The 14,413-nt window shown below is 74.8% G+C and carries 17 protein-coding genes; 11 read left to right on the forward strand and 6 right to left on the reverse strand.

Going from position 1 to position 14,413, the window contains the following annotated elements:
* Window positions 1-60 precede the first annotated feature (60 nt).
* Together ZF1_RS00430 and ZF1_RS00435 are read right to left on the reverse strand one after the other, a co-directional pair.
* Window positions 61-597, reverse strand: a complete 537-nt coding sequence (locus tag ZF1_RS00430) for a ferritin (RefSeq protein ID WP_482636210.1) — start codon at window positions 595-597, stop codon at window positions 61-63.
* Window positions 598-704: 107 nt separating this feature from the next.
* A complete protein-coding gene (locus ZF1_RS00435) occupies window positions 705-1,538 on the reverse strand; it encodes a CPBP family intramembrane glutamic endopeptidase (protein WP_346102291.1) in 834 nt (277 codons plus the stop codon).
* A 296-nt stretch (window positions 1,539-1,834) separates the two neighbouring features.
* Here ZF1_RS00435 and ZF1_RS00440 point away from each other — a divergent pair, with 296 nt between their 5' ends.
* Both ZF1_RS00440 and ZF1_RS00445 read left to right on the forward strand, forming a co-directional pair.
* Window positions 1,835-2,386 carry a hypothetical protein gene (locus ZF1_RS00440; protein ID WP_482638657.1) on the forward strand — a complete coding sequence of 184 codons (552 nt, stop codon included), beginning with the start codon at window positions 1,835-1,837 and terminating at the stop codon, window positions 2,384-2,386.
* Entirely contained in the window at window positions 2,383-2,706 is a 324-nt protein-coding gene (locus ZF1_RS00445) for a DUF3817 domain-containing protein (protein WP_020625020.1), read from the forward strand. The genes ZF1_RS00440 and ZF1_RS00445 overlap by 4 nt, the downstream gene beginning before the upstream one ends.
* A 7-nt stretch (window positions 2,707-2,713) precedes the next feature.
* On the opposite strand, the gene ZF1_RS00450 is transcribed toward ZF1_RS00445, so the two are convergent.
* Complete coding sequence (locus tag ZF1_RS00450) at window positions 2,714-3,484, reverse strand: DUF2470 domain-containing protein (RefSeq protein ID WP_482636211.1); 771 nt, start codon at window positions 3,482-3,484, stop codon at window positions 2,714-2,716.
* A 128-nt stretch (window positions 3,485-3,612) separates the two neighbouring features.
* On the opposite strand from ZF1_RS00450, the gene ZF1_RS00455 reads away from it, so the two are divergent.
* Genes ZF1_RS00455 through ZF1_RS00465 form a run of 3 tightly spaced genes read left to right on the forward strand, consistent with a single transcriptional unit; the run spans window position 3,613 to window position 6,226 of the window.
* Window positions 3,613-4,521 (forward strand): hypothetical protein, encoded by a 909-nt coding sequence (locus tag ZF1_RS00455; RefSeq protein ID WP_208818742.1) that lies wholly within the window; start codon window positions 3,613-3,615, stop codon window positions 4,519-4,521.
* A gap of 14 nt (window positions 4,522-4,535) precedes the next feature.
* Window positions 4,536-5,483 (forward strand): prephenate dehydratase, encoded by a 948-nt coding sequence (gene pheA, locus ZF1_RS00460; RefSeq protein ID WP_073573768.1) that lies wholly within the window; start codon window positions 4,536-4,538, stop codon window positions 5,481-5,483.
* The gene (locus ZF1_RS00465; protein WP_405420545.1) at window positions 5,480-6,226 is read left to right on the forward strand and encodes a histidine phosphatase family protein; all 747 of its coding nucleotides are present in this window, start codon (window positions 5,480-5,482) and stop codon (window positions 6,224-6,226) included. Before pheA ends, ZF1_RS00465 begins: the two co-directional genes overlap by 4 nt.
* A gap of 3 nt (window positions 6,227-6,229) precedes the next feature.
* Here the strand turns inward: ZF1_RS00465 and ZF1_RS00470 are convergent, their stop codons facing one another.
* Window positions 6,230-6,580, reverse strand: coding sequence for a metallopeptidase family protein (locus tag ZF1_RS00470; protein ID WP_405420542.1), 351 nt, complete (start codon window positions 6,578-6,580; stop codon window positions 6,230-6,232).
* Window position 6,581: 1 nt separating this feature from the next.
* Window positions 6,582-7,862 carry a septum formation family protein gene (locus ZF1_RS00475; protein WP_482636212.1) on the reverse strand — a complete coding sequence of 427 codons (1,281 nt, stop codon included), beginning with the start codon at window positions 7,860-7,862 and terminating at the stop codon, window positions 6,582-6,584.
* 243 nt (window positions 7,863-8,105) lie between these two features.
* On the opposite strand from ZF1_RS00475, the gene ZF1_RS00480 reads away from it, so the two are divergent.
* Genes ZF1_RS00480 through ZF1_RS00490 form a run of 3 tightly spaced genes read left to right on the forward strand, consistent with a single transcriptional unit; the run spans window position 8,106 to window position 10,546 of the window.
* Window positions 8,106-8,870 (forward strand): hypothetical protein, encoded by a 765-nt coding sequence (locus tag ZF1_RS00480; protein WP_482636213.1) that lies wholly within the window; start codon window positions 8,106-8,108, stop codon window positions 8,868-8,870.
* A 3-nt stretch (window positions 8,871-8,873) separates the two neighbouring features.
* Complete coding sequence (locus ZF1_RS00485; protein ID WP_482636214.1) at window positions 8,874-10,040, forward strand: glutathionylspermidine synthase family protein; 1,167 nt, start codon at window positions 8,874-8,876, stop codon at window positions 10,038-10,040.
* A gap of 53 nt (window positions 10,041-10,093) precedes the next feature.
* The gene (locus ZF1_RS00490) at window positions 10,094-10,546 is read left to right on the forward strand and encodes a DUF350 domain-containing protein (RefSeq protein ID WP_083474448.1); all 453 of its coding nucleotides are present in this window, start codon (window positions 10,094-10,096) and stop codon (window positions 10,544-10,546) included.
* A 20-nt stretch (window positions 10,547-10,566) separates the two neighbouring features.
* Here ZF1_RS00490 and ZF1_RS00495 read toward each other — a convergent pair whose 3' ends face one another.
* Window positions 10,567-11,691 carry a nucleotide disphospho-sugar-binding domain-containing protein gene (locus tag ZF1_RS00495; RefSeq protein WP_482636215.1) on the reverse strand — a complete coding sequence of 375 codons (1,125 nt, stop codon included), beginning with the start codon at window positions 11,689-11,691 and terminating at the stop codon, window positions 10,567-10,569.
* 66 nt (window positions 11,692-11,757) lie between these two features.
* Here ZF1_RS00495 and ZF1_RS00500 point away from each other — a divergent pair, with 66 nt between their 5' ends.
* The 3 genes from ZF1_RS00500 to ZF1_RS00510 all read left to right on the forward strand — a co-directional run bounded on the left by ZF1_RS00500 (window position 11,758) and on the right by ZF1_RS00510 (window position 14,413).
* A complete protein-coding gene (locus tag ZF1_RS00500) occupies window positions 11,758-12,597 on the forward strand; it encodes an HAD family hydrolase (protein WP_482636216.1) in 840 nt (279 codons plus the stop codon).
* A gap of 156 nt (window positions 12,598-12,753) precedes the next feature.
* The gene (locus tag ZF1_RS00505; RefSeq protein ID WP_139282660.1) at window positions 12,754-13,335 is read left to right on the forward strand and encodes a phosphatase PAP2 family protein; all 582 of its coding nucleotides are present in this window, start codon (window positions 12,754-12,756) and stop codon (window positions 13,333-13,335) included.
* Window positions 13,336-13,339: 4 nt separating this feature from the next.
* Window positions 13,340-14,413 carry a decaprenyl-phosphate phosphoribosyltransferase gene (locus ZF1_RS00510; protein WP_073573773.1) on the forward strand — a complete coding sequence of 358 codons (1,074 nt, stop codon included), beginning with the start codon at window positions 13,340-13,342 and terminating at the stop codon, window positions 14,411-14,413.

Here is a 14,413-nt window from a genome sequence, read left to right on the forward strand (position 1 = left end):
CGCGGGCCCCGGCGCTCCCGCGAGGAGCGCCGGGCCCCGGGTCGGACCGACGAGGGGTTCCTACAGGGCGCCGCCCGCGGCGGCCGGGGCGGTCGCGTCGGCGGCGTCGCCGCGCGCGAGCTCGCGGGCCACGAAGTCCTCGACGTGGAACAGGTCGTCGCCGGCGCGGCGGACGATGGTGAGCAGCGTCGTCATCGAGGCGACCTCCTCCACCTGCTCCTTCAGGAACCACTGCAGGAACTGCTCGCCGAGGTAGTCGTCCTCGTCGCGGGCGGTGCGGGCCAGCGTGGTGATCTGCTCGGTGACCTGCTTCTCCTGGGTCAGCGCGAGCTGCACGAGCTCCTCGACCGAGGCGAACTCGTTCTGCACCTCGCCGACCGAGGGGATGGTCGCCGTGAGGTCGTTGTCCAGCTGGTACCGGACCATCATCATCGCGTGGTTGCGCTCCTCGACGGCCTGCGCGTAGAAGTGCGCGGCCAGCTGCGGGAGGTCGGCGTCGTCGAGCCAGACGGCGATCGCGAGGTACTGCTGGGCGGCGGTGAACTCGCTCCGGACCTGGTCGCTGAGCAGGGCGTGGAACTTCGACTCGTCGGTCATGTCATCCAGGTTAGCGACTGGCGGCCTTTCCTGGAACGGCTCCAGAAAGGGTGTCCGTCTCAGTTGGACAGGGTCACCTTTCCGCTGGTGAGGGCCGCTTTCCCGGGTCAGAACGGGAGCACGCCACCGAGCAGTGCGTACCCCACGAACGCCACGACGTCGATCAGCAGGTGGGCGCCGACGAGCGGCCACAGCCGGTTCGTCCGCTGCCAGTAGCGGGCGAACACCAGGCCCATGACGAGGTTGCCGACGAACGCGCCGATCCCCTGGTAGAGGTGGTAGCACCCGCGCAGGACCGCGGCCGCGAACGCCGACCGGTTCTCCGACCAGCCGAGCCGCCGCAGCCGGGTGAGCAGATAGCCGATCATGACGACCTCCTCCGCCCAGGAGTTCGCCGCCGCGGACAGCACCAGCACCGGGATCCGCCACCACTGGTCGGTCAGCGTGCTGGGCGCGACGTCCGGGGTGATCCCGGCGAGCCGTCCGACCAGGTAGAGCCCCAGCCCGGGGAGGCCGATCAGCGCGGCCAGGCCCGCGGAGTGCGCCGCGTCGCGCCACGGCCGCCGCCCGTCGAGCCCGACCCGGCGCAGCGCGATGCCCGCCCGCAGCAGCAGGAAGGCGGCCAGCGCGCCCCATCCGGCCAGCTGCAGCGCGCGGACCAGCTGGAACGCGAGGTCGATCCAGGCGTCGGTGGACGCGGGCGCGTTCAGGGTGACCTGCTGGTCGGCCAGCGGGGCGGGGTTCAGCAGGGCCTCGAGCAGCGACAGCGCGCTGCGCACCGCGGACAGGCCCAGCGTCACGGTCAGGACGACGGCGATCTCCAGGCCGATCAGCCGTCGCTCGCGGGGGTCGGTGGCGACGCCCGGGAACGACGGGGGCGCCGGGCTCAGCCAGTCCCGCAGGGCCCCACGCGGTCGTGCCGGGACCGGTCCGCTCGTCATGGGCCGATCATCGCACCGGGTGCCGGAGGGCTCCGCGGGCCGAGTCGCGGGGTTGCCGGTGGGGCCTGGGCAGCCGATCGGCATCGCGCTGATCGGCATCGCGCGCGCTGATCCGCGGCTCGCGCGCGTCCGGACACGCGCGGTCCGCGGATCACCGCGCGAACCGAGGATCACCGCGCGGAGCCGACCGGGTGGGCGAGACCGCCGGAGGCGTGAGCCCACCGGACGGGCGAGTGACCGAGCGCTCGTCGGGGCCCGGCCGTCGCCACGCCGGGGTGCGTACCCTGGTCGGCGTGATGCGGCTGCTGCTGTCCCCGAGGTGGATGGTCTGGCACGTCCTCACACTCGGCGCGATGGCCGCCTGCACCTGGCTGGCCGTCTGGCAGTGGGGACGGGCGGGATCGGCGATGGGCTCGGCCCTCAACGTGGGCTACGGCCTGCAGTGGCCCCTGTTCGCCGTCTTCTTCGGCGTCATGTGGTGGCGCTTCCTGAGCATGGAGATCGCCGACCTGAAGGCGGCCGGCGCGGCCGGACCCGGCGGGACCGCGGGGCCGCCGGACAGGGCGCCGTCGGCTGCGGAGGCACCCGTCGCCGGGTCGGGGACGGCGGTCGCGGGGACCGTGCCGTCCGCGGCGCCGGCCACTGCGCCGGCCTCGGAGCCGGCCGCTGCGTCGGCCTCGACGTCGACCCCCGAGCCTGCCGTCCCGGCGCCCCCGGCCGGGCCGTCGCCGTTCACGTCCCGCCCGGCGAACGCCGCCCCGCCCCGCAGCACCGACCCGCAGCTGCGGGCCTACAACGAGGAGCTGGCCCGCCTGGCGGCCCGGCACCGGGAGGAGTCCACCCCGTGACCGTCGCGACCGCTCTGAAGGCCTACCGGATCTCCGCCTGGGTCACCGGCGTCGGCCTGCTGCTGCTGACCTTCTACGCGATGCCGGCGAAGTACCTGTTCGGCGACCCGCGGCCGGTCGCGCTGATCGGGATGGTGCACGGCTTCCTGTACATGATCTACATCGTGTGCACGCTGATCCTGGCCGAGCGCTGCCGGTGGAAGCCGGTGTTCGCCGTGGTCATCCTGGCCGCGGGAACCATCCCGGTCGCGTCGTTCGTCGCCGAGCGGAAGGTGACCCGGAAGGTGCAGGCCGAGCACCTGGCACCCGCCGGTCCCTGAGCCCGGCTCAGCGGCTCCCGGCCGCCGGGCAGCCCACCAGCTCGGCGAACCGGCGCTGCAGCTCCTCGGGCGTGTCCGCGGGTGCGGAGAACGCCAGCCGCACGTCCTGGGTGCCGGTCGCGGTGGGCACCCGCACGCGGAGCCCGAAGCGGTCCACGCCGACCGGGCGGACCCGGCCGCCGGTGAACCCCAGCCCGTCGGGCAGGTGCCGGCGCAGCGCGCACAGCATCTCCGGGTGCGCCCGGTCCAGGTGCTCCAGCCACACCTGCTCGACCCGGCAGAACGGGTCGGGCTCGGCGGCAGCGAGCTCGGTCGGGGAGACCGGCGCGCAGCCCTCGGCGTCGGAGTAGACCGCCGACGACGGGTGCAGCCGCAGCAGGGTGGCGCCGCGCCCGGCGTCGAGGAGGTTGGGGTGCGGGGCCTTCTCGGCGAGCCGCAGCGCCCGTTCCCGGCCGGTCGTCGGGTCCGGCTCCTGCAGGGTCCCGACCAGCCACAGCAGCTCCCGGACCGGCTCGTCGAGCGGCACCGGCGTGCTGCCGGTCAGCTCGAGCATCACCGGGAGCCCGTCGAGGGTGAGCCGGGCGCGCTCGCGGAGCACGTGGTCGTCGGGCAGCAGCAGGTCGGTCGTGCCGTCCGGCCAGGTGTGGTGCATCAGCGGCGCACACGGTTCCGGCTCGCCGGTGCCGACGAGTGCCGCGCGGCCACCACGGGTGACGAGGCTGCGGGCTCGCTCGGCGACGGCGGGCGTCGGGGGGCGGCGCACTCGGGTCGTTCCCACTCTCACCTCCGATTAGGTAACCCTTACCTAAGCAGTCGGAAGTATCGCCTGTCCAGTGGCTGCGCACACAGGGGGGCAACCCCCGTTGATGGGTCGCCGTGACCCGACCGTTAGCGTCTGTCGACGTGATGACCGTGCCCTCGGGTTCCTCAGCCGACCCGTGGCCGATCCGTCCGCTGCTCGCCGCGCTGGTCGACGACACCAGCCTGCTGCAGCCGAGGACCGTCGCACCGGGCGTCGACGCCGTCGTGTCGCGCTATCTCGCCGCCCGCGACGGCCACTACGGAGGCCTCGTCGGACGGCTGGTCTGCCCCGCGTCGCAGCTGCCCGCCGTCGTCACCGAGCTCGCCCGTTCCGCGCCGAGCCGGCCGGCGGAGCTGGCCCTCGTCGTCGACACCGGGCTGGGTGCGGTGCCGAAGGCGCTGTCGACCGTGTTCTCCCGCTCCAGCCTGCTCACCCCGAGCACCGTCGAGTGCGCCGCACCGCCGGACGTCGACGGCATCTGGCTCGAGCGCGTCTCGGAGTTCGTGCCGGACGAGGTGACCCCGGTCGTGGAGCCGCGCCGCCCCGTCGAGGGGGACGCCGACGGCACGCTCGCCTGGCTCGCCGCCGTCCGCAAGGTCGCCGAGCACGGCTGCACCCCGAAGATCCGCCTCGGCGGGCCGCGCGCCTCCGACGTGCCGGAGATCGTGGACGTGCACAAGTTCCTGCTGGCCGGCCTGGAGAGCGGCACCGGCGGGATCTCGGCCCAGGGCATCGACCGGATCGTCCGCGAGGACCCGTCCGCGTCGACGCCCCGCGGCCGCCACGGCCTGCTGAACCTGATCGCCGCCGTCGCGCGGATGACCGGGGTCAGCGCCTCGCCCGACCCGGCCGAGGATGCCCTGGCCTGCACCGACGGCGAGAAGCTGGCCCGGGAGCTCGACGAGCTGCCCGAGGCCGCCGTCGAGCAGGTCCGCACCGTCCTGCCGCGCTGCGGCGTCGACCCGGAGCCGGTCCCGATCGCCGACCTCGTCGCCCTCGGGCTGCTGGACTGATCAGGACGGATCGGATGCGGATCGGATTCCTGGGGCCGCACGCCACGTTCACCGAGCAGGCCCTGCTGACCCTGCCCGAGTCGCGTGGCGCGGAGCTCGTGCCGCTGCCCGGCGCCCCCGCGGTGCTGGCGGCGGTCCGCGACGGCTCCGTCGACGCCGGCTGCGTGCCGATCGAGAACACCGTCGAGGGCGCCGTCCCGCCGGTGCTCGACGGGCTCGTCGCCGACCCGCCGCTGGTGATCGCCCGGGAGGCCCGGATCGCGGTCCGGTTCTGCCTGATGGGTCGCCCGGGCACCACGCGTGACGCGATCCGCTCGGTCGCCTCCCACGGCCACGGCATCGCCCAGACCCGCGGCTGGCTCGCCGAGCACCTGCCGGCCGCCGAGGTCCGGGTCAGCTCCTCCACCGCGGAGGCCGCGGCCCAGGCCGCCCGGGGTGAGGTCGACGCCGCCGTCGCCGCCCCGCTCGCAGCCACGCAGCACGGCCTGGAGGTGCTGGCCGACGACATCGCCGACAACGCGGGCGCCGTCACCCGCTTCGTGCTGCTGACCCGCCCCGGCCCGCCGCCGGCGCCGACCGGCTGGGACCGCACCACCCTCGCCGCGACGACGACGAACCGCCCCGGCACCCTGCTCGGCCTGCTCACCGAGATCGCCGTCCGCGGCATCGACCTGACCCGGATCGAGTCCCGCCCGGTGAAGGGCCGCCACGCCGAGTACTGGTTCCACCTCGACTGCTCGGGTCACGTCGCCGACCCGGCGATGGGGGAGGCCCTGGCCGCACTGCACCGTCGCTGCGACCGGCTGATCTACCTCGGGTCGTTCCCGCGATCCGATCCCGCACCGGACGCCCCGGCGGCCGGTGTGGGGAGCCCGGTGGCGGCGCTCGGTGTCGCCACCGCCGACGACTACGCCGCGTCCGAGCGCTGGCTCGCCGCGGTCCGACGGGGAGCCGACACGTGAGCCACCAGACCGACGACGAGCACGACGGCGCGGCCTCCTTCGCGGCCGTCGGCACCGGCACCCGGACCGCGCAGGTCCCGCCGGACGACGGCGCGCTGCGCCTGGTGCTGGTCCGGCACGGCCGTACCCCGTCGAACGTGCGGCACCGCCTCGACACCGCGCTGCCGGGCCCCGGGCTGGACGAGCTGGGTCACGCGCAGGCCGAGGAGGTCGCCGGGCTGCTCGCCGGATGGCCCGTACGGGGCCTGTACGCGTCACGGGCGACCCGGGCGCAGGAGACCGCCGCCCCGATCGGCCGCGCGCTCGGACGCGAGGTGGGGCTGCTCCAGGGCCTGCACGAGGTGTTCGTCGGGGACCTCGAGGGCCAGGAGGGCGACGACGCCCGCGCCGCGTTCGACGAGGTCTTCGAGGCCTGGTGGGACGGTGACGTCGACCGCGCGATGCCCGGCGGCGAGTCCGCCCGCGACGTGTGGGACCGGGCGCTGCCCGACCTCGCCGCGGTGACCTCCGGCGTGGCGGAGGGGGCGGTCGTCGTCGTCAGCCACGGGGCGGCGATCCGGATCCTGTCGCTGGCGCTGCTCGGCGGGCACGACGGCTCCGGACCCGGCCACCCCGACGTCACCTACGGCCGCGAGCGCCCGGTCCCCAACACCGGCCGGGTCGTGCTGCGTCGCGACCCCGGCGGCTGGGTCCCGGAGCTGTGGGACGCGATGCCCGGCGGGCGGCGCGCCACCCACCGGTAGGGGTCAGCCCCAGCCGAGCTCGTGCAGCTTCTCCTCGGAGATGCCGAAGTGGTGCGCGATCTCGTGGACGACGGTGATCGCGACCTCGTCGACGACCTGCTCCTCGTCCTCGCAGAAGTCGAGGACGGCGTCGCGGTACACGGTGATCCGGTCCGGCAGCTCGCCCGCGTAGTCCGCGGTGCGCTCGGTCAGCGCGACGCCCTCGTAGAGCCCGAGCAGGTCCGGCTCGTCGGGGTGGCGCGGCTCGACCAGCACGACGACGTTGTCCATCGCCGCGGCGAGCTCGACGGGCACGAGGTCGAGCGCCCCGCCGACCAGCTCGTCGAACCGGTCGGCGGGCATCGCCACCGGCACGTCAGTTGCCCGACAGCCCGGGCAGGCCGGGCGGGATGTCGAGGTTCGGCCGGCCTGCGCCGGTGTCGGGTGCGGCCGGCTGCTCGCCGTCGGGCTGCTCGACCGGGGCCGGCGAGCTGGGGGCCGGGGTGGCCGTCCCGTCGGCCGGGGCACCCTCCGGGTCGGCGGGTGCACCGGGCGCGGACGGTGCCGGGGCGGCGGGCTGCCCGGAGACGACCAGGTTGCCCTTCACCGAGCCGGTGATCGAGGCGAAGCCGCTGTTGTCCGGCAGCAGGGTGCCGATGTTGCAGTTGACCTTGCGGCTGCCGGCCTTCCAGGACTCCTCGGAGAGGTTGCCCCAGTAGACGGTGAGGCCCTTGGCGCCGATCACCTGGTCGTTGCCGGCGAAGGTGTTGGCGGCCTCGGTGCAGGCGGGCTGGAGGAACTTGTCCTGGTCCTCGACGGCCGGCCAGTCCCCCGTGAACTCGGTACCCAGGTCGACCAGCCCGACGGCCTCGACGGCGTGCGGCCCGGCGCAGTCGGTCGGGTCGCCGACGGTGCGGCCGTCGATGCCGAGGCAGGTGCCCACCGGCTGGACCGCGGACTGGTCCTGCGCCGCGACCTTGCCGGTGATCGGGAACATCTCCCCGCTGCGCGAGGCCATCTGCAGGCCGCAGCGCATGCCCTTGTCGCCGCCGTCCCAGCGTTGCTGCGACGGCTTGAGCGCGCCCACCCGGAACTTCCCGTCCGGGTCGAACTTGCCGTTCAGGTACGTGGTGACCACCGGGGTGCAGCGGTCGGCGACGAGCTTCTGCCAGGCCTCGTCGGCCGGGAACGTCGGCTGGTCGGCCAGTGCGACCCGCCCCGCCTGCTCGAACAGGTGCGGCCGGGCGCAGTCGACGGCGGCGGTGTCGGTCGCGTCGGACCGGGTCCAGTTCAGGCAGGTGCCCGGGGTGTCCGGTGGGGGCGGCAGCGGCGGGGGCTCGTCCACCTTCGGCACCCCGGAGGACGCGAACGAGCCCAGCACCGGCACCTCGGCGCCGAGCAACGAGTCCACCGACGCGACGGTCAGCATCAGCAGTGCGCCGACGAGGATCCCGACGCCGACCCGGCGGGCCCCGAGGAGCCCGCCCCGCCCCGCGCCCGCCCGTCCGGAGGTCTCCGACGACCGTCGCCGACGGGTCGGGACCAACGGGGTGGCCGACGGCCGGGACAGCACCGAGGTCGTGCCCTGCCCGGCGTGGACGGCGGTGCGGCCGGTCGCGTCGGGCCGGTCGGAGCCGGCGGGGGAGCGGGAATCCATGACGTCCCCCATCATGCAGCCGGGGTCGGCGCGGCTTCACCCGGCCGGTGCCCCGGCGCGGCGGTCGGTCGGCCGGATGCTGTGAACGTGCAGGTCCGCCCGGTGCGACGGGGTGCCGCGACCACTCGTCCGGGCCGGCGTGGGTGAAACGCAGCCGAATCGTCATCCGGGAACGGCCGGTGGTCGTCGGCCGGTCCCGGTACGGTGCGCGCGGGGGACGGGAGTGACGATGGGGGACCAGCGATGACCGACGGACCGCGCGCCGGCGGCGGCCCGGACGACAGCACGCCGCCCGCCGGTACGCCGAGGGCGACACCGGGGGGCGCGACACCGGAGCCGCAGTCGACGACGCCGACACCGCAGACCGACGGACCGGCGACGGCGCCGTGGGCGAACGCGCCCGCCGAGCAGCCCGCCGAGGCCCCGCGCGGCCGGATCCGGCAGCAGGACGGCAGCACCGCGCCGCGCGAGCCCACGCTCGCCGAGAAGCGCGCCCGCGAGCAGAAGCTGCGCGCGGACCGCGAGGCGGTGCGGCTCAAGGAGGCCCGCTCCAAGACCACGAAGCGGGTGCTGATCGGCGCCGGGGCGACCGTCGGCGTCGTCGCCCTGATCGCGGCCGTCTACGCCGGGTCCGGTGGCGGCAGCGAGTCGGTCGAGGCGCGCTGCGTCGACGACCAGGGCGTCGTCGTGCCGGACGACAACTGCAGCGGCGCCGAGCGCCAGGGCCAGGTCGCCACCGGTGGCGGTGGTTTCGCCTTCGTCCCGATCTTCCTCGGTGGCGGCGGCCGCCAGTACCACTACAACTACGGCGGGACCGGCGGTGTCGGCCAGGTCGCGACCGGTGGCAACGTGACCCCGCCGCCGAGCGGCACCACGGTCCGCAGCGGCACGACCGGCTCGACCATCGGCTCGGCGAACCGCAGCGGCACGATCTCCCGGGGCGGTCTCGGCGTCGGCGGCGGGTCGTCGTCGTCCTCGGGCGGGTCCGGCTCGTCCAGCGGGAGCTGAGGCGTGCGACGCGAACGCGGCACCCCCCGTCCGGACTGGCAGCGCACGGTCGCCGAGCAGGGCCTGGCCTTCGGCACCCCGGGCCGGGACGGCTCGGGCAACGAGCGGCCGTACTGGGACGAGTCGGTGCACTACGTCTTCGAGATGGACGAGGTCCTGTCCCTCGAGGCCGACGTCGAGGTGCTCCAGTCGATGTGCCTGTCGGCGGTCGACCACGTGGTCACCACCGAGCGTTTCCGGGACTTCGCGCTGCCCGAGTGGTGCTGGGAGCAGGTCGCGCAGTCCTGGCGCCGCTCCGACCCGCACCTCTACGGCCGCTTCGACCTCCGCTACGACGGCTCCGGCCCGGCGAAGCTGCTCGAGTACAACGCGGACACCCCCACCTCGCTGCTGGAGGCCTCGATCCTGCAGTGGCACTGGCTGTCCGACGTCCACCCGGGCGACGACCAGTGGAACTCCCTGCACGAGAAGCTCGTCGAACGCTGGGGCGAGATCAAGGGTCTGCTGCCGTCGTCGGAGGTGCACGTCACCTGGTCCGGCGCCGAGTCCACCGGCGAGGACCACATCACCGTCGGCTACCTGCAGGAGACCGCCGCCGAGGCGGGCCTCGACACCGTCGGACTGTCCATCGAGGACATCGGCTGGGACTCCGCACTGGACCGCTTCGTCGACCTCGAGGAAGCTCCGATGTCGACGGTGTTCAAGCTCTACCCGTGGGAGTGGATGCTGTCCGACGAGTTCGGCAAGCACGTCACCCGCAGCCTGCCCGAGACGCTGTGGCTCGAACCGCTGTGGAAGACCCTGCTGTCGAACAAGGCGCTGCTCGCGGTGCTGTGGGAGATGTACCCCGGGCACCCGAACCTGCTGCCCGCCTCGCTCGGCAACCCGGGCATCCTCACCGAGTACGTCCGCAAGCCCCTGCTGGGCCGCGAGGGCGCCAACATCCAGATCGTCGCCCCCGGCTACGAGACCGCCACCGGCGGCGTCTACGGCGACGAGGGCTTCGTCTACCAGATGTTCGACCCGCTGCCCGAGTTCGACGGGTTCCGTCCGTGCCTGGGCGCCTGGCTGGTCGGTGACACCGCCGCCGGGCTCGGCATCCGCGAGACCGCCGGCCTGATCACCGACGACGGCGCGGCCTTCGTGCCGCACCGCATACCCGAGTCCTGACCCCCGTTCCCGCACCAGTTCCTGCACACCCCCGCTCCCCGGAGGTACCTCCCGTGATCCTCGCCCAGGCGTTCGACGCCACGTACTGGGGCTTCCTCGGCCGCGGTGTCGGCGCGATCCTGCTCTACGCCGTGATCGGCACCCTGCTCATGCTGGTCGGCTTCTGGGCCATCGACCTCACCACGCCGGGCAAGCTCCCGGCGATGGTCCGCGGCGGCCTGCCGAACGCGGTCACGATCACCTCGGCCGGGATGCTGTCGATGGCGTTCATCATCGTCACCGCGATCTACGGCTCGTACGGCTCGCTGCTGCAGGGCGTCGTGTCGTCGCTGGTGTTCGGCCTGATCGGGATCATCGCCCAGGTCGCCGCGGTGCGGCTGCTGGAGTGGGTGACCGGCATCGACATCGGCGAGGTCATCCAGTCCGACGAGCCGCGGGCGGTGGCGAAGGTCGTCGCGGCCGCGCACGTCGCGCTCGGCCTGATCGTCGCGGTCGCCGTCTTCTAGACCCTCGGTCCCGGCGCCGCTCAGGCCAGGGCGGTCAGCACCTCGACCCTGGCCTGCGGCGTCGGCATCGCGGCGATCTCGGCGCGGACGTCGCGGGCGGCGGCCGCGAGCTCGCCGTCGTGCAGCAGCCTGCGCAGGGTGTCGGCGGTGAACGGGCCGCCCAGCCCCGCGCCGCGGGCGGCGACCAGCTCGGCGTTGTGCCGCCGGTCCCCGGGCCCGGGCAGCGCGAGCTGCGGGACGCCCGCGGCGAGCGCGGCCAGCACGTGCGCGGCGCTGCCGTCGTGCAGCACCGCCGCGCAGGCCGGCAGCAGCTCGTCCAGCGGGACCCGCCCGACGGTGCGCACCCCCGGCCCGTGGTGGCGCAGCAGCCGCGCCGGGGGACGGACGAGCACGAGCTCGCAGTCCGTGCCGTCGGCGTGGACGCCCGGCAGCGCGCGCACCGCGGAGGACTGCAGGTCCCCGCGCACCGGTCCGCCGCCGCGCAGCACCAGCACCCGCGGGCGGACGGAGGGGCCGCTCAGCCAGGCGGGCAGCGAGGACCGGCCCGGGCCGCGGGCCCGTCCCGGCCGCACGGCCAGCGCGTCGCGCGCCCCGACCAGGCTCGACGGGGCGATGGTGAGCGCGATCGCCGGTGGCGGGACCCCGCGCAGCCCGTGCCGCAGCCGGGCACGCTGCAGCGGGCGGGAGTCCAGCAGCGTGCGGACCAGCGCGAACCCGTCGAGCAGGCCGTTCTCGTGCAGCACCGCCGGGACGTCGTGCCGGGCGGCCGCGAGCGCCCCCGCGACCGCCAGGGGCTCGTACACCACGACGTCGGGCCGCCACTGCTCGGCGACGGTCACCAGCGCGTCGGTCAGCTCCTCGTTCACCGGGCCGAACAGCGAGCGCACCCCGGCGTCGCCGCCGCGCCCGGCCAGCTCGGCCCGCGCGACCACCGGGTGCGCGACGAGCGAACGCGCGGCCAGCCTGCCCACCCGCAGGCTGCGGGCGACGTCGATGAACGGCAGCGGGTCCGTCCCGGGGAGCGGGTGCGCGTCGCCGCCGCCGGCGAGCAGCACCTCGTGCCCGGAGTCCCAGAGCGCGTGGGCGAGCGGCAACAGTGGTGTCAGGTGCCCCGACAGCGGGGCCGCCACCACCAGAACGCGCACCGTTCGAGGGTAACCGCCACGCGGTCGTCCGGGGGCGGTCTCCGCGCGGTTCCGTACGCTCTGGGTGTGATCGTCGAGAACGCGCCCCGGCTCGTCGCCACCGACGTCGACGGGACCCTCCTCGACGGCGACGGCGCGGTCACCCCGCGCACCGTCGCCGTGCTGGAGCGGGCGGTCGCCGCCGGCGCCGGCTTCGTGCTGGTCACCGGCCGCCCGCCGCGCTGGATCCCGCCGGTGCTCGCGCGGCTGCCCGAGGGCCTGGTGCGGCTGTGCGTGTGCGCGAACGGCGCGGTGCTCTACGACGCCGCCGACGACGTCGTGCTCGGCGCGCACACCCTGGAGCCCGCCACGATCCGCGAGCTCGCCGGCCTCGCCGCGGAGCTGTTCCCCGGCTGCGGGTTCGGCGTCGAGCGCGTCGGGAACGCCGAGGGCGACGGCGGCGTGCGGGGCGTCGTCGACGAGTTCCTCACCGACCCCGGCTACGTGCACGCCTGGGGCGAGCACGACGGCGGCTCCATCAGCCGCGAGGATCTGCTCGGCCGCCCGGCGACGAAGGTGCTGATCCGCTCCCCGGAGCTGACCAGCGAGCAGATGATGGACGCGCTCGCACCGAAGGCCGGCGGGCTGGCCGACCTGACGTTCTCGCACTCGTCGGGGCTGCTGGAGGCCTCCGCCCCCGGGGTCACCAAGGCGACCGGCCTGGCCGAGGTCGCCCGCCGTCTCGGGGTGACCGCGGCGGACACCGTGGCGTTCGGCGACATGCCCAACGACCGGGAGATGCTGCGCTGGGCCGGGCTCGGCGTCGCGATGGGCAACGCCCACCCGGACCTGGTCGGGCTCGCCGACGAGGTGACGGCACCGCACACCCACGACGGGCTCGCCGAGATCCTGGAGCGCTGGTTCTGAGCGCACCCGGCGCCGTTCACCCGCCCGTCGACGAGCGGTCATGCCCGGTCCCACGGGCCGCCCCGACCCGGCCCACGACCCCGCCCGCGCGTACCATCACCGGCTGTCATCGCCCGCGAGCCGGGTGCCAGCGCCCGCGCCAGGAGGCCCCCACCCGTGGCTGACACGGCAGACACCCTGGACCGTTCCGGTCCGCAACCGCCCGCCGACGTCCCGCCCACCGGCGAGGTCGCCGTGCTGGCGTCCGTGCAGGGCGCTCTCGCGAGCGACACCACCGTGCGGGTCGCCCGCGGGATGTCGCTGTTCGGCGAGCACGCCGCGGGCTGGCTGGCGATCGGCGTCGTGGGTGCCGCGCTGGACCGCCCCCGCCGGCGCGAGTGGCTCGGCTCCGCCGCGGCCGTCGCGTTCGCGCACGGCGCCTCGATCGGGATCAAGCGCGTCGTCCGGCGCCGCCGCCCCGACCACCCCGCGGTCCGGGTCCTGGTGGGCACCCCGAGCCGGCTGAGCTTCCCGTCCTCGCACGCCACGTCCACCACCGCCGCCGCCGTGCTCTACGGCGGCCTGCTGGGCAGGCGCTCCCGCCCGGTGGCCGCGGCGGGTGTGGGCCTGATGGCGCTGTCGCGCCTGGTCCTCGGCGTGCACTACCCGACCGACGTCGCCACCGGCACCGCGCTCGGCGCGGTCGTCGCCGGTACCGCGCGTCGCGTGATCTCACGCAACCCCACCACCGGAGGGTGAGCGCATGACCAGCACCGACCCCACGAAGGTCGACCGCGACGACTCCGAGAAGGAGAAGGTCGCCCAGGCCGCCGACCCGCAGACCCCCGTCGTCCCGGACGCCCCCGACGACGCAGGCGCCCCCGAGGGCCACGAGGCCGACGCGGCCCCGGCCGCCGTCGCCGCCGAGCACGCCCCGCACGTGCCGATGGACCCGTCCGAGCGCACCACCACGATGGTCGCCCGCGGCCTGCTCAAGACGATGCGCCCCCGCCAGTGGGTGAAGAACGTCCTGGTCTTCGCCGCGCCGTTCGTCAGCGGCCAGCTGTTCGACGTGCCGATCCTGATCGACTGCGTGATCGCGTTCGTCGCGTTCTCACTGGCCGCGTCCGGCGTGTACCTGGTCAACGACGCGCTCGACGTCGAGGCCGACCGGGCGCACCCGACCAAGCGCCGCCGCCCGATCGCGTCCGGCATCGTCCCGGTGCCGCTGGCCTTCGTCGCGGCGGGCGTGCTGTTCGCCGGGGCGATCGCGCTGTCGTTCGCGGTGACCTGGCAGCTGATCATCGTGCTCGCCGTCTACGTGGCGGTGCAGCTGTCCTACTGCCTGTGGCTCAAGCACCAGCCGGTGCTCGACATCTGCATCGTCGCCTCCGGCTTCCTGATGCGCTCCATCGCCGGCGGTGTGGCCACCGGCATCCCGCTGTCGCAGTGGTTCCTGCTGGTCACCGGGTTCGGCTCGCTGTTCATGGTCGCCGGCAAGCGCTACGCCGAGATCAACCTCGCCGAGCGCACCGGGGCCAAGATCCGCAAGTCGCTGGAGAACTACACGGCGTCCTACCTGCGCTACATCTGGTCGCTCTCGGCCACCGTCATGATCGTCATGTACGGGCTGTGGGCGTTCGAGATCCGCGAGGACCACAACTCGGTGTGGTCGGTGCTGTCGATCGTGCCGTTCGTGATCGCGGTGCTGCGCTACTCGGTGGACGTCGACCGGGGCACCGGCGGCGAGCCCGAGGAGATCGCGCTCGGTGACCGGGCGCTGCAGGTCCTGGCGCTGGCCTGGATCGCGATGCTCACCCTGGCCGTCTACAGCTGA

This window comes from Pseudonocardia sp. ZF1 (assembly GCF_056835605.1).

Excerpts from the sequence above, each read along its gene's own strand:
- ZF1_RS00435 (WP_346102291.1), bottom strand. The coding sequence starts at position 1,538 with ATGACGAGCGGACCGGTCCCGGCACGACCGCGTGGGGCCCTGCGGGAC.
- ZF1_RS00440 (WP_482638657.1), top strand. The coding sequence starts at position 1,835 with ATGCGGCTGCTGCTGTCCCCGAGGTGGATGGTCTGGCACGTCCTCACA.
- ZF1_RS00510 (WP_073573773.1), top strand. The coding sequence starts at position 13,340 with ATGACCAGCACCGACCCCACGAAGGTCGACCGCGACGACTCCGAGAAG.
- ZF1_RS00475 (WP_482636212.1), bottom strand. The coding sequence starts at position 7,862 with ATGGATTCCCGCTCCCCCGCCGGCTCCGACCGGCCCGACGCGACCGGC.
- ZF1_RS00430 (WP_482636210.1), bottom strand. The coding sequence starts at position 597 with ATGACCGACGAGTCGAAGTTCCACGCCCTGCTCAGCGACCAGGTCCGG.
- ZF1_RS00455 (WP_208818742.1), top strand. The coding sequence starts at position 3,613 with ATGACCGTGCCCTCGGGTTCCTCAGCCGACCCGTGGCCGATCCGTCCG.
- pheA (WP_073573768.1), top strand. The coding sequence starts at position 4,536 with ATGCGGATCGGATTCCTGGGGCCGCACGCCACGTTCACCGAGCAGGCC.
- ZF1_RS00480 (WP_482636213.1), top strand. The coding sequence starts at position 8,106 with ATGACCGACGGACCGCGCGCCGGCGGCGGCCCGGACGACAGCACGCCG.